14 protein-coding genes and 1 tRNA gene are annotated in these 14,135 nt (G+C 39.3%); 12 read left to right on the top strand and 3 right to left on the bottom strand.

Features of this window, described 5'->3' with window-relative positions; translation table 11 throughout:
* Positions 1 to 31 precede the first annotated feature (31 nt).
* Positions 32 to 670, top strand: a complete 639-nt coding sequence (locus tag FJ709_RS13320) for a TetR/AcrR family transcriptional regulator (protein ID WP_226410515.1) — start codon at positions 32 to 34, stop codon at positions 668 to 670.
* Positions 671 to 928: 258 nt separating this feature from the next.
* The gene (locus FJ709_RS13315) at positions 929 to 1,828 is read left to right on the top strand and encodes a DUF6268 family outer membrane beta-barrel protein (RefSeq protein ID WP_404830060.1); all 900 of its coding nucleotides are present in this window, start codon (positions 929 to 931) and stop codon (positions 1,826 to 1,828) included.
* 106 nt (positions 1,829 to 1,934) lie between these two features.
* On the opposite strand, the gene FJ709_RS13310 is transcribed toward FJ709_RS13315, so the two are convergent.
* Both FJ709_RS13310 and FJ709_RS13305 read right to left on the bottom strand, forming a co-directional pair.
* Entirely contained in the window at positions 1,935 to 2,387 is a 453-nt protein-coding gene (locus tag FJ709_RS13310) for an LPP20 family lipoprotein (protein ID WP_226410513.1), read from the bottom strand.
* The gene (locus FJ709_RS13305) at positions 2,384 to 3,094 is read right to left on the bottom strand and encodes a FlgO family outer membrane protein (RefSeq protein WP_226410512.1); all 711 of its coding nucleotides are present in this window, start codon (positions 3,092 to 3,094) and stop codon (positions 2,384 to 2,386) included. The genes FJ709_RS13310 and FJ709_RS13305 overlap by 4 nt, the downstream gene beginning before the upstream one ends.
* Before the next feature lie 420 nt (positions 3,095 to 3,514).
* Here FJ709_RS13305 and FJ709_RS13300 point away from each other — a divergent pair, with 420 nt between their 5' ends.
* From FJ709_RS13300 to FJ709_RS13255, 10 genes are all read left to right on the top strand, one after another.
* Entirely contained in the window at positions 3,515 to 4,654 is a 1,140-nt protein-coding gene (locus FJ709_RS13300) for a flagellar assembly protein FlgT (RefSeq protein ID WP_226410511.1), read from the top strand.
* A 141-nt stretch (positions 4,655 to 4,795) separates the two neighbouring features.
* A tRNA-Arg gene (locus tag FJ709_RS13295) sits at positions 4,796 to 4,871 on the top strand.
* A 209-nt stretch (positions 4,872 to 5,080) separates the two neighbouring features.
* Positions 5,081 to 6,202, top strand: coding sequence for a hypothetical protein (locus FJ709_RS13290; RefSeq protein WP_226410510.1), 1,122 nt, complete (start codon positions 5,081 to 5,083; stop codon positions 6,200 to 6,202).
* A 527-nt stretch (positions 6,203 to 6,729) separates the two neighbouring features.
* Positions 6,730 to 7,197, top strand: a complete 468-nt coding sequence (locus tag FJ709_RS13285; protein WP_226410509.1) for a hypothetical protein — start codon at positions 6,730 to 6,732, stop codon at positions 7,195 to 7,197.
* A gap of 67 nt (positions 7,198 to 7,264) precedes the next feature.
* A complete protein-coding gene (locus FJ709_RS13280; protein WP_226410508.1) occupies positions 7,265 to 7,696 on the top strand; it encodes a hypothetical protein in 432 nt (143 codons plus the stop codon).
* A 600-nt stretch (positions 7,697 to 8,296) separates the two neighbouring features.
* The gene (locus tag FJ709_RS13275; RefSeq protein ID WP_226410507.1) at positions 8,297 to 8,635 is read left to right on the top strand and encodes a hypothetical protein; all 339 of its coding nucleotides are present in this window, start codon (positions 8,297 to 8,299) and stop codon (positions 8,633 to 8,635) included.
* Between the two features lie 615 nt (positions 8,636 to 9,250).
* The gene (locus FJ709_RS13270) at positions 9,251 to 10,057 is read left to right on the top strand and encodes an alpha/beta fold hydrolase (protein ID WP_226410506.1); all 807 of its coding nucleotides are present in this window, start codon (positions 9,251 to 9,253) and stop codon (positions 10,055 to 10,057) included.
* Between the two features lie 5 nt (positions 10,058 to 10,062).
* Positions 10,063 to 10,977 (top strand): sensor domain-containing diguanylate cyclase, encoded by a 915-nt coding sequence (locus tag FJ709_RS13265; RefSeq protein ID WP_404829966.1) that lies wholly within the window; start codon positions 10,063 to 10,065, stop codon positions 10,975 to 10,977.
* Between the two features lie 513 nt (positions 10,978 to 11,490).
* Positions 11,491 to 12,789, top strand: coding sequence for a motility associated factor glycosyltransferase family protein (locus FJ709_RS13260; protein ID WP_226410505.1), 1,299 nt, complete (start codon positions 11,491 to 11,493; stop codon positions 12,787 to 12,789).
* Positions 12,786 to 13,043 (top strand): hypothetical protein, encoded by a 258-nt coding sequence (locus tag FJ709_RS13255; protein WP_226410504.1) that lies wholly within the window; start codon positions 12,786 to 12,788, stop codon positions 13,041 to 13,043. Before FJ709_RS13260 ends, FJ709_RS13255 begins: the two co-directional genes overlap by 4 nt.
* Positions 13,044 to 13,060: 17 nt before the next feature.
* Here the strand turns inward: FJ709_RS13255 and FJ709_RS13250 are convergent, their stop codons facing one another.
* Positions 13,061 to 14,083: a ketoacyl-ACP synthase III gene (locus FJ709_RS13250; RefSeq protein WP_226410503.1), complete on the bottom strand. Its 1,023-nt coding sequence runs from the start codon at positions 14,081 to 14,083 to the stop codon at positions 13,061 to 13,063.
* Between the last annotated feature and the right edge of the window lie 52 nt (positions 14,084 to 14,135).

Genomic DNA, 14,135 nt, shown 5'->3' with positions numbered 1-14,135 from the left:
TTTAGCTGATGTGACAACATACGGGGAAAAGATGACAGAAGAACAAACATTGACCCAGAATAATCAAATGACATTATCTAAAAGTGAACAGAAGCGAGAGCAAATTCTGCAATCGGCTATTGATTTATTTTGCCATCAGGGCTTTCCAAATACGAGCATGGATGAAGTGGCTAAACACGCAGGCGTGTCAAAGCAGACTGTATATGCTCATTTTGGCTCGAAGGATGATCTTTTTGTTGCCTCAATAGAATCTAAGTGTGTAGTACATCAACTGACTGAAAATTTGTTAGTGGATGCTACCGATCCTGAGCGTGTATTAACTTCATTTGCTCAACATTTTGGTGCCATGATAGCGTCAGAAGAGGCTATAACCGTCTTTACTACCTGTGTTGCACAAGTTGATACTCATCCTGAAGTGGCAGCACTTTTTTATGATGCTGGCCCAAAACATATTTTAAATTTAGTCAGTGGTTACCTCAAAAAGGTTAATCAACATGGCCAATATCATTTTAATAACCCCCATGACAGTGCAGTACGATTAAGTCTAATGTTATTTGGTGAGTTGAGAATGCGTTTAGAATTAGGCCTGCCAACAGCGGATTTATTGTCTAAAAGGCAAGCGTACTTAACTGAAACAGCGATGATGTTTTTAAAAGCGCACAAGCTATAATCACTTGAGCCTATAAATAAGAGCCTGTAAATAATATTGTGAAGGATAAAATAATATCATCGTATTTTATAAAAATAGGATGATATTGAACCACTTTGTAGCACAATTCGTACTATTTTAAATACCACACTGTCCTCAGGCAGTATCAATCGACTTGTTACCCTAGAAAGGATGCTTTTAATGACTACTGCACTTCACATTAACTTACAGCCGAACCAATTTAAGCCAAATAAATCTAGCCCAGATTATTTATCCCAAATGAGCTTGCTACCTTTATTAGTGACAGGCGTTGTTGCAGGTTTAAGCTTAACAAGTATGAGTGCTTTAGCATCGACATCATCACCAGATCGTGCGCCTTTTGAATTCAATGTCGCCCGTACCAGCTCGCAAGCCGCCACTGTAGGTAATAATGGTAATGAATTAAAGCGTGATGTATGGAACGCCAAATTATCCGCGGCCATGCCATTAAACAAACAATGGATGATAGGCGCTAACATTGGTTATGATAATCTTGACTATGGCTGGCGTATTAACCAGCAAACTCCCTTAAGAACTAATACTGTGCCCTGGTCTTCTATTCATCAGTACAGCGCTGGGCTATCTTTGATTTATCGCCCTGATAATCAGTGGATGTTCATGTTTGCACCTAAAGTGCAATATGCCTATGCCAACACCGCATCATCTTCAAATGCTCAAAGTTATGGCGTAGTTGCTTCAGGTATGTACCGTTTTGAATCTGGCAATATGCTAGGTCTTGGTGTGGCTTATCTTAATGATATATCTGAGGTGCGAACCGTTCCCTATCTTGCGGTGCGTTGGCAAATTAATGATAAGTGGGTACTTGCTAACCCGTTCCAAGCCGGATTCAGTGGCCCTGCGGGTTTAGAGTTAACGTATCAGCTTTCAACCGACTGGGATTTTGGTGTCGGTAGCTCTCGTCGTACAGAACGCTTTTTAATTGAAAATGATGATACCACCATTGAAATTGAAGAGTGGGTTGGCTTTTTACGCGCAGGTTGGAAAATTAGCCAAAGCGTTAGCTTGAATGCCTATACTGGTTACTATTTTGGTGGTGAGATGGAATTAAGCGAGCCACAAACAACCGAAGAACTCAGTAATCAAGCCGCAGCGGCGTTGGCATTTAAAGTGAAATTTTAATTTTTGAGGATAATCATTTAGTTGTTATAAATGCAGTTACTCAAAACAAAACGCCGCGATAATACGCGGCGTTTTGTTTTGTTGAAATAACTTAAGTGCGTTCGGGTTAAAAGTAAGTCACTTCTTTTATTCGTTTGGCGCGGTTTTGTTGCTCGTATAAATGCCAAACCTGTTCAAAATCTAACTCCAGTTCCGTGACATAAAAGTCGCCAGAAGGGTAGGTTTTAACCACTTTTGCACCACGAATAATACCGCTAACAGAGGATTTAACGCTATCGTTAGTCAGTAGCCACTCACTGACATTGCTAACCGCATCAATCTTCTGCCCATATACTTGTTCTGCTAATTCACGATAAGCGGCCACTTTTGATGCTTGCATTGCCATCAATACTTTATGTGCTTCAATATTACTTGGTTGGGTAGCGAGTGGTGCATAACCAATAGCTGAAATTTTAGGAAAGTGGCTTGGAGCCTCGGTTTCCCATAGCACATACTTATCATTACTTGTACAACCCAGCATTAAAAAGCTTAGCACTGCAATTAGTATTAGATTTTTCATTGCTTGTCTCCTATCACAGTGTAGCGACTCTGTTTAACATTTTCGGTTCGATAAATTAATCCGTCACGGGTTTGTATTTTATTGGCTGGCAAAACATAGCCGGATAAACTTTGACCTGCGACAAAAGACTGCACCGCCGACACTACACGATTATTGGTTATATCCACCACACGGCCATTAAAATTCACACCTTCATTGGTGAGATTTAATGTTGACACTAATACATGAGATACAGGCATGTCAGCGGGAAGTTGTTCCCAGTTTCGGCTTAATATTAATTCGCCTTTTTCTGTCGCGCGCAGTGACGTTGACACATTAAGGTCAACTAAATTGAATTCATGGGCGTGAAATGCGCTCAGTAAACTCTGTTGCAGCTGAAGTGCTAACTCATTAGTTTGATTAAAGTCGCTACTCATTACTGGGGTAACAATTAATAAGGGTTGATCAGGACGCAGGGCATCATTTTGTAACACCAACTCATTGACTAATTTTTCAGCCCAAATATTAATTTGTCCCTTGGGCGCTAAACCCGACGCATTAATATCATAAACCAGTTTTTCCTGGTGCACGTCATCAGCGTCTTGATAACCCACTAGTTGGCCATTTTGTGCATAGTCCAAATTTGCTGCGGGGTTAAGCGTATTACCGCACCCAGCAAGCCCTATGGTGACTAGCATCAGAGCGAGAATAGAAAGCTTGTGCTGCATGATTGAGTCCTTCGCGTCTGTCTAAAAAACAATATTATTCAATTGATACTGATATATCGGCATCGGATAAGTATTCTTTACCTTTATAAAGCGCTGTTTACTTATAAAACTGAAGTCAATAAACCTCAGACCGTTTTAGGTAGACTTAAACTAGATAGAGTTTCATTAATTGTAACGGCGTTATTCATAGTAGCGCTAATCATAGTGGCGTCAGTCATAGTGTCGTTAGCGAAAGTAAAGATAGATTGGGCACAGTTTTTGCTTGATAAGTTGTTAGTAACTCACGACAGCGCTATTTCAGCGATGTAACGTGTTGTTTTGTGGTACAAGTGACAGATATCTGACGCAGGGTGAAATATGGTACATGCATTAAATAATAAGTTAACACAATACTCGTGGCCTAAATGGTGTCGGGCCTTGATGTTATTGCCTTTTTTATTGAGTCCTTATTCAATTGCAGAGCAAATTGAAGTGACAGGTACTGCCAAAGTTATGAATGGTAATATAGATAAAGCGCGCGAAGACGCCATTAACCAAGCATTGAATTACGCCAGTCTGAGGGGCGGGGTTAATTTTTCTAGCCAGCAGCAAATTACTCAAGGCTCGCTCACCCAGGATACCTTTTCAATGCAACGAATGGGCGCGGCCAATAATATTGAATTGCTCAGCGAGTTAGTCAGCAATGATATTATGACGGTTATTTTGTCGCTTAATATTGATGATGAAAGTGAAACAGAGCAGTGTCAGGCACAGTCCTTAAAGGCGGCTATTATGTTACCGCAGGCAGATATAGCTGACAGAACTCAGCTAAGTTATGGTCATTTATCCGATTTTAATAAAGCTTTTACGCTTCAATTTGGTAAAGCCATTAATCAACAATCAAGCGCTAGTTTCGCTAAGGTACATGCTGATGAACGCTTAGATACCGCCAATGAACTGGTTAATTTCAAAGGCTATAGCATCCCTAGTTGGCTTGGTGAAATCACCGATAGCCAATATATATTGAAATCTTACATTACTGATATGTCGACAGAGCCTTACACCAGCAGTTTTATGGGCTTTGTTGATGAAGTCCCCTCACGTCAATTTAGCTATGAACTAACCCTATATCATGGCATCAGCGGTGAAGAGGTGTGGTCACAAACATTTGCTACCACAGCCCCCTGGGAGTTTGAACGTCAAGAAACCGTAATGCCAAACAGCCAGCGTTTTTGGTCTTCATCCTATGGTCAAGCAATCACAAGCCAGCTGCAATTAAGTGTTATGTCACTTGATAACGCACTCAAGTGTCGCCCGTTGCTAGGGCAAATTATCGCTAGGCAAGGGGATCGAGTGATTATCAATTTAGGCCGTAAAAATGGCGTTAAACTGGGTGACAAATTTCAGTTGGTTTTGCAAAAAAACATCCCCGATCGTCTTAATATCATGCGCGCTGTTGTGACTAAAAACCGCACTGAAATAGTGATAGATCAAGTGAGTGAAGGCACAGCCACCGCGATGATTGAACACGTTGATGCCGCCGATAACATTCAGGTTCACGATATAGCCATTAAACTCTAAGTGTTTAGGGTAAATAAGACAAAAGGTGAGCAACTTTTGTCTTATTTAAATCAGTTTAATAATTAAGCAATTAAATCCTAACGATTTTAATCGCCTATAAGCTCTTTTCATCAGGCTGAAAACCAGTATAATCAGTTTCGTCTTCCTATAGCTCAACAGGATAGAGCAGCCGCCTCCTAAGCGGCCGATCGGGGTTCGAGTCCCTGTGGGGAGACCATAACACCTCTTTTTATCTTAAAATCAAACTCTTAATAAAATCGCCAAAAGTGGTTCCGCCTATGTGCCGCCTCTGGAAACCCCTTTTTTGGAATTTTTTAAGCACTCTTCAAAACTCCGCTTTTTGATAGTTTGAACTCAATCATGGACATTTAAGCGTATTTCCAATAGTTTTCTATTAAATCAACGTCATAAAAATGGATTTTTACTGTGGTTAATAAACAGATCGCTCAAGCTCAACTGCTATTTCCAAAATTGCAGTATCCTCTTTTAAGTACCTACATTGACCTTTTTGTGAAATACATAACTCAACACGATATTTGTGTTTTAGAATCTGATCTTGAAATTATGTCTATTGCGTTGGGGCAAACGACACGTCAGCTTTTCAGGGCTGTTAATTCAAAAGAAAACGTTGCAGATAAGCTTGAAAGTTTAATTTGTGATGGGCTTAAACTTAAAGTCGAAACAAAAAGAAGGCTTACAACAAGCCAAACAGAGTTATCAAAAGAAGCCAATAAAGATGTTGTCGATGTTGTTATTTCTCATTACCAATCCAAACTCGATGAAATTGAAGCACTAAAACGGCAGGAGATTCTTGAACGAAAAGCTAAAGTTCTATCTGAAGCTAAAGCAAAAGCTGAAATGTTACAGAATCAACTTAGAAAAAAAGCAGAAGCATTCAAAGCAAGCCGTGTTGATTTTGAGGATTTTGAAGTCAGAAATATTCAAAAGAATTCCCGTGTAGATAAGCTTTTGACTCAACTGCGTAAGAATGCAATTACTCCTGAAGAGCTTAAATGGTTAGATAGTGTTGGTTTTTCAACTGAACTTGTTGTACAGAAATATCACCTTCAACTTGCACACGTTCATTTTCAAAACTGGAAACAAAAAAGCCTACCTTGGGAGCTGGTTAATGCCAGTGCTGCATATAGAAAAGCTGAAGTGCTGACTAAAATAAAAAAAGCGCTAGATGAATCATATCCGTTTAATATCCCTAAGAATGAAAAGAAGTTAAAATCTGCTTTATTAACCACATACGGTGGCGTTTGCAGAGACTTAAAGGATTATGTGAATTCAATTAAACTTGGTTTAGAAGCACATGAAGTGACACCATTAAATTTCAGGCCATGTACTTTGCTAGGCGCTGTTTACCTTTCAACGGGTGAGTTTGACTTAGGCCATAAGTGGTATGACAAAGCAAAAGAACGCGGGTTTAGCCAAGACGCTTACGACAATGACATTAAATCTGTTTATTTCAGGGCAAGCGATGAAATGAAAAATAGGTTAAAGCAAAACCTCATCGCTACTGGTCACAAATATAAATGGTTATAAATCTATACCGCCACACCCAGTGACGGTATGTTGGTTCCTAATAAATGTGCCGTTGTAATTCCCAACTCAGCCATAACATGCTCAATATCTAAATGAGCATAGTTGCAGTGTGTGATACTGGCTTTTGTCTAAATTCTTAGGGCTATGGCCTAACAGCTTACTCGTCGTTTGAATGTTACCGCCTCGCATGACGCTCCAGCTGGCGATGGTTCGCCTTAAATCGTGAATGGTGACAACTCTTTTTGAAAGCATAGACCTTTTTCTATGCAACGAAGCTCAGTACGTTCTGTAATGCGATGCCAAAAGCTGCCTTTACCTGCCTGCGCTCACTCGGGAATACAAAGCGTTCACCTTTGGCTGCTTCTTGGCCTCCTCTAGTCAGAATATTCATCGTTTATTTAGTTAGTGGCACGGTATCGGTTTTTAACCTTCATTTTGTAAATTTACTTATGATTTAGCACTACGAGACTATCGCAACATGATGAATTTTAAGTTAGAGTTTACAAAAAAGTACGAAATGGATTTCTATGAAAAAACTATCATTACTTACCATCGCTATTATTCAGGTAGCGTCTTTAATCTTTAATACCTCACAAGCGGACGAAATTTGTGCTTTTGGCTATTGTACGGCTGATGAGGTTTCTAAAGAGTGCAAAATTGATATCTCAGAGATTATCAATAATACAACTAGTCACCATAATGCTCTAATAAGAATTATTCTCATTCAGCAACTGGAAGAGCTTGAGCAACTAAGAGCGACTATTATTGATAATGAATACTCTAACTCTCTTGCCGCTATAGATCATTTTATTTACCAAATTTTGCAAAATACTTTTCTTCGGCAGCAAAAAATTAATGGCTGGCCTAATACAACAGAACAGGAGCGAGCGATAAAGTTAATGCAAGCTAGTATTAATAATACGCCATTGAATATTAGTCCGCAGCAGAGTTTAGAATCGGCTGAAATTCTTTCTGAACTACTAAATCATAGGTGAAATGATGCTCTATAAAATTTTTCCATACGGCTATAAGCTAATTACTGCCAGTGTAATAATGTGTGTAATGTTTGTCGGCGTAGTTAATGATAGCTGTGCAGTAACTAGGCAAGAACAATTTGAAAAACCTTGTTTAGGGCAGAAATGCCCTGAATGTGGAATAGAAATATATAGATTAAATTCCAAAGGAAGTGATGAATTAAATCTTGAAAATTGGAAGGAGAGAGTATCCTACCTTCACGGCTTGATTGACATCAGGACTATAATGATTCAAGACACTAGTCTTATAGCGCAAAAAGCGGTAGATAAAGTTATTTTTGGAAAAGTTAAAATACTGTTAGATCATCGATACAACAATTCAATTGCTAATGATTACTTTAATGCACAAAGCTTAAGTGATATCCGCAAATTTAAAATTGCTTTTGAAGCCTTTCCTTTATTCATTTCTGAAAAGGAGCAGATGGAATTAAATGAACTTTATGATTCAAATGGATTGTAAAATATCAGCTAAATTTGACTAATTTATTGTACAGCTCTTTTTTTTCATCTTCTGAGAGCTGTTCAATCTCCCTCATTAACTTATCAACTTTCGATTCATGTTGAAAAGTTCCAAGCAGATGAGCTGTAGTAATACCCAATTCAGCCCTAACATGTTCAATATCTAAATGAGCATAGGTACTGTCTGTAATACTGGCTCTTGTTTAAATCTCTAGGGCTATTGCCTAGCAGCTTACTCGTCGTTTGAATGTTACTACCTCGCATGACGATCCAACTTGCTATGGTTCGCCTTAAATCGTTAATACTGTCAGCTCTTTTTGAAAGTGTAGGCCTTTTTCTGCACCACGAAGCTCTGCGCGTTCTGTGATGCGATGCCAAAAGCTACCTTTGCTTGCCTTGTTTGATTTGATCCCTAAAGCCTTGTGATTGTTAGTCCGTATTACAAAATGAACTTTGAGGTAGCTAAGAAATTTACCAACAACTTAATTTTTATAAATAACGCTTGTGAAACAAGTATGTTACATCTTAAAATAATTCGCTTAAGTTATGATTTATTGAGTCTTTTATTAAGTTTGACTGACAAAGTTTAAAAGGAATTAAAATGAAGAAAGCAGTTCTAGCAACACTTGTAACAAGCATTTTGACGCTAACTGGATGCGCATCAGAACCAAGCCCTTGGGCTGGAATTCCACATGAGGAAATTAATGCATGGAGTGGTATTGGTGTGCAAGCCTACGATGCTAAATCACTTAGACGCAATGGGTTTACTCCATCAGATGCAAGCGGTTGGGTTCAAGCTGGAATTCATTCACCAAATGATATTGTTACTTGGCACAGAGCGGGATTTTCTCCCCGTGAAGCCTCTAAATGGTTGAGCAAAGGTTTTACTGTAGAAAAAGCACTAGAATTTAAAAAACAAGGTCTTACTGTAGCTGGTTAATTATTTGCTCTAGTTTTGCTTGCAGCTCTCTTTTCATCCGCAGAGAGCTGTTCTATTCCCCTTACCAATCTCTCAACCTTAGACTCTTGCTGAAAAGTCCCCAGTAAATGCGCTGTGGTAATACCTAACTCAGCTCTCACCTGCTCAATATCCAAATGCGCATAGGTACTGGCTCTTGTTTAAATCCCTAGGGGTATGGGGGATTACCTTATGACCTAGCAGATTTATGGGTGGTTTGAATGTTACCGCCTCGCATGACGCTCCAACTGGCGATGGTTCGTTTTAAATCGTGAATGGTGGCAGTTCTTTTGAAAGTGTAGGCCTTTTTCAGTGCCACTAAGCACTGCGCGTTCTGTGATGCGATGCCAAACCACTCAGCCCAAAACTTTCAATACTTCAATGTGTATAGCGACTGGTCTTTATTGTATTTTAAAGCGCTATTTACATTTTTGATAACGTGACCTGACTTTTATCAGCGGAAAATATCGGCGATGCAGAACATGAAATGGATAATTTTGAATGGTTTTCTTAACTTAGCTATGGCTAAATTAGATTGACCATGTCAAAGTCAGCAGGCGCTCATTATTGGTGACCTGATAAAAAGGACGACAAAGTATGCTAAATGCAGATGATGTATTGATTAGAAATAATGTTAAGTTAATCGGTAAGGGCAGTAAAACGCTGTTTCTTGCTCATGGTTTTGGATGTGACCAAAACATGTGGCGCTTTTTAATCCCTGAACTGGCAAAGCATTTCAAAATGGTATTATTTGATTATGTTGGTTCGGGTGCTTCTGATATTTCTCAATACAGCAAAAAACGCTATAGCCAACTTGAAGGGTATGCTGAAGATATTATTGAGATTTGTGAAGCGTTAAAGCTCACTGATGCTATTTTTGTAGGTCATTCGGTCAGTAGTATTATTGGTGCAATAGCTGCAATTGAGAAACCGACGTTGTTTTCGAACTTGATCATGGTTTGCCCATCACCGTGTTTTTTAAATTTTCCTCCAGAATACCTGGGTGGCTTTGAAAAAGAAGATCTTGAAGAATTATTGAACCTAATGGATAAAAACTATATTGGCTGGGCTAATTATTTAGCACCATTAGTCATGGGAACCAATAACTCTGATGATCTGATTGGCGAGTTATCTGGCAGTTTTTGTTCTACTGATCCTGTTATTGCCAAAAACTTTGCTGAAGCGACTTTTTTATCTGATTATCGTTATCTTTTGAAAGAGATTAAACAACCGTCATTAATTTTACAAAGTGAAAATGATGCGCTGGCATCAACCTCAATTGGTGAGTTTATTGCCAGTGAAATAGCCCATAGCCAGCTTAAAGTTATTCCAGCCGATGGCCACTGCCTGCATATGACGCATCCTGATGCTATTATTAAATCGATAATAGAATATGCGAATTAACTACCTTGAAAACACTTAAGTTGGAGGGGGATACCTCGATTGGTTTCTCTCCGGATAGTTTCCCGTGTGGGGTATTAGTGACTGACCCCTCAAGAATGATTACCTATGTAAATTCATATTTTACCAGTGAGCTAATGTGGCCGCCCGGTGATCTTATAGGTAAAAGTGCTGATGTTATATTTACTCAATCTTCTCGAATATTTTTTCAAAGTTATTTAATTCCAACACTGTTACATGAAAAGATTTGCGAAGAAATGCAGCTGATTATATTCAATGCTGTAGGAGTGCGTATTCCGATAACGGTGAACGCACGTTTAAGTGAGGATGGCTGTATATATTGGAGTTTTTTCAATGCATCTAAACGAGACCAGCTCTATGAAGAATTAATCAAAACAAGAAAAACATTAGAGGATCAGGCCGAAAAGTTGATGTTGCTGGCGTCTACAGACGAGTTAACCGGTTTACTCAATCGAAGGGAAATGAAATATCGAAGCACTTTAGCCCTTGAACAAGCTGCAAGGTCTAAGCAATCGGTAGGTTTGTTAGTACTCGATATTGACCATTTTAAAAAAATTAATGACACCTTTGGCCATTTAGAAGGTGATCGAGTGTTGAAGGAGCTAGGCGGGTTATTAAAGGGATTTTGCCGTCAAACAGATTTTGTCTCTCGATTTGGCGGAGAAGAGTTTTTGATCATGTTACCGGATACGAACAAAAGTGATACTGAATTATTTTGCCAGCGGCTGCATAAGTTAATTGCTCAAATTAAAGTGGGTGATATTGGATTAACAGTCAGTATAGGGGTGAGTATTAGCGCAAAAGATATATCATTTACAAGTTTATTTACTCAAGCTGATAATGCTATGTATCAAGCTAAAACACTTGGCAGAAATAGAACCGAATTGTATTTTAGTGCTTGAGTACAGTTATAGACCTTACCGTCATGATTAAGGTTTTACCATTAAATATGGATGCTTCTTCGGCTTGTATTTAGATTAACATTTACAGCAATATCTACCGCGATCAAGCTGCCTTTTAACGCAGCGACTTATTATCAATTCATTAAATTGCTCTGCCAGACCATACTCTTCACTATCGATAAAATTAAGTTAAAATTGACAATGCATTTTACCGAGCAGTATAACCTCTAAATTTATAGCTTATATTAGCGTCTATGTTCGTGGCTCACACCCTTGTTTGGTTAAAGTAATTTGTTATGACATAATTACTTAGCGTTAAAATTATCCTTTCGTTGTATTGTTATAGGCGAACTATTTTGACACCTGTCGGATAATTTTATAAACAAGACTTGCGAGTTACTGTTTTGAGAAATAGTATCTAGCTAACTTTGATTAATCTTGTAATAGGCTAACTTCAAGCGACTGATTTGTTAGTGACTTTCACTTTAAAGTAATACATCGAGGGCAGTGTCAATGACTGATCTTTTTGCTAAGAATGTTGATATCATCAGCCAGCGTTGGCCGATTCTTGCGTCGGCACTTAAATTTGAATCTATCGATCATTTTGATGCTCACCTTGTGGAGGGGAATAATCAAACTATCAGTGTTGACGGTATTCAGCTTAGTAGCCGCCATAACCGAATAGCTGAAGCTAAGTTACTGATTAACCAGTTGCCTTTAGTTTGCGACAATGTGACTGTTTATGGTGTTGGGATGGGAGATGTGATGAGTTTGTTGATTGATAACAAACAATTACAATCAATCGAAGTGGTTCCACTCAATTTGTCACTGTTAGCATTGCTGTTGAGCTTTACTGACCAAAGTGAGTGGTTAAGCGACCCTCGAGTTACGGTTGCTTATAAAGTTCATCAGCATAAAATAAACCAGCCAAATATTGTTATTACACCTGATTTGTTACTCGCTAATAATGAAAATGCCATCTTACGCGATCATTTAGTACTGGAAAATAATCGTGCTTATGTGAATCGTCAGCATCAACCCGCTAACCCTGAAGTACAGAAGCGTCTAAATGAAAATGCACAGGCGATAGCAAATGACCCTGACGCATCGACATTAATTCTTCCCCACGGGCAATACAAAGCGCATTTGATTGGTTCAGGCCCCACTTTAGAGAATCATTACGATTATTTACGCGCACAGCGTAAGCTGCCAATTGGCCAGCGATCACTAATGATTGCAGTGGATACCGCACTGAAGGCACTCATTCATGAAAATATTATTCCTGATATTGTGGTGTCAATAGACAATAAAATTACCCCTGCGCATTTTCCTGACACAATTCCGTCGTCGATTACGCTGGTTTATTTCCCCACCTTGTCATCATCAATACACGGGCAATGGCCAGGGCCAAAGTTTATTGCTTATTCCAAAAATCCTATTTATGACACGCTAGATAAGCAGTATCCGAAGCTGAGACTATTTACCAATGGCAGTGTTATTCATCCTGCGATTGATCTAGCGGTATATCTTAAAATTAAGGAGATAACACTTTTTGGCTGTGATTTTAGCTACCCTGGCAATAAAACACATGCATTTTGGCACGATGGTGCCCTAGGGCCTTCCATAAATAATCAAAATCACCATTGGGTCATTAATGGACATGGCGAACGCGTGGCAACGGATCTGAATTTCAGGGGATATTTACGCAGTTTAGAGCACTATATCAGCGCTAAGCAGCATGTGAGATTTTATCAATCTAGCCTAGATGGAGCACGTATACATGGTGCTCAGTATAAGGATTTATCACTATGACATTATGTAGTCCAAATACCTTAATAGAGAAACTTATTGCCACGGCACATACTTTAAGACTCGGCCATGAGGCTGAAGGGGCGCAGCGCCTGCGGGAATGTTTAAATCACTTAGAACCTATGCTCGCTTTCCTTCCACATTCAAGCCAAATACTCGCGCTTATTCCAAGTATGTTGGCTGCTCAAGAACGTCATGACTGGCTAGGTTTAGCCGATTACTTAGAACACGAACTTCCAGAATTGCTTACAGTCTAGATGCGTTTAAATACGCGTTAATTTGATGTTTTTAAATCAATCACTTTACATACTTTGAGCGGTTGTAATGTAAAGGCAACTGTTCCCCAAGACCAACCTACTCCAAACCCCGACAAGAGTAATTTAGTCGGTTGACGCAGCAATTCATCTTGCAGACTTAAGCACAACGCTAAGGGTATTGATGCCGAGCTAGTGTTGCCTATGTCCCCCATTGAGATAATCAATTGCTGCTGAGTTATGCCTATTTTGTCACCTAAGCGTTTTAGCATCATTTCATTTGCTTGGTGCATTACGCAGTAGTCTATATCGTCTACTTGCCAGCCTTTATGGGTTAAACAAGCATTAACTGAGGCGGGTATTTCTCTTAGGGTGAATACAAATACCTGCATACCATCCATAAATAATTCTGGGGCGCGATTTGGCGTTCTAGCACCACCATTTGGTTGAATAAGATAAGGTGCGCCTGCACCGTCTGAGCCTAGTGAAAAGACCATCTCATCGCAGTTGTCACGCTTCTCAATAGCGATAGCACTGACTGCGTCACCAAATAATGATGATACGGCTCGGTTACTTTCGCTGTACTGATGACTGGTAGTATCACCTACAATTAATAACGCTTTACCTGTTGGTAGCCCGCTGAGTAATTGCGATGTCTGCCACAATCCATAAATAAAACCTGAGCAACCTAAATTAACGTCAAAAGCAATAGTGCCTTTATTTAACCCCAGTTGATGTTGTAGCTGTATCGCATTGCCAGGTAATGGGTAGTCGGGAGTTTGAGTCACAAAAATAATCAGCGATATTTCATCGCGATCCCAAGCTAACTCGCTTAATAACGATTCGCATGCGATTAGCCCTAGATCTAATACCGTCTGTTCTGGTGGTGTTACCCGTCTTGAATGAATGCCTGTAGAGGCAACAATTCGTGCCATTTCTTGGCTAGCAACCTCAGAAGACTTATCAATATTTTCACAAACTAATTCAGGTAAGACACAGACAATGCCAGCAATTGAAATCTTGTTAACAGTAGTAATGGTCATTTCTTATCCCTGATTTTTTCACTATATAGAAAAGGTTAGTGCAAATTTGACG

Source organism: Shewanella glacialimarina (assembly GCF_020511155.1).
GTDB classification, from domain to species: Bacteria; Pseudomonadota; Gammaproteobacteria; order Enterobacterales; family Shewanellaceae; genus Shewanella; species Shewanella glacialimarina.
Note: the sequence above shows the minus strand (reverse complement) of the source record. Positions and strands in the feature narration are given on the sequence as shown.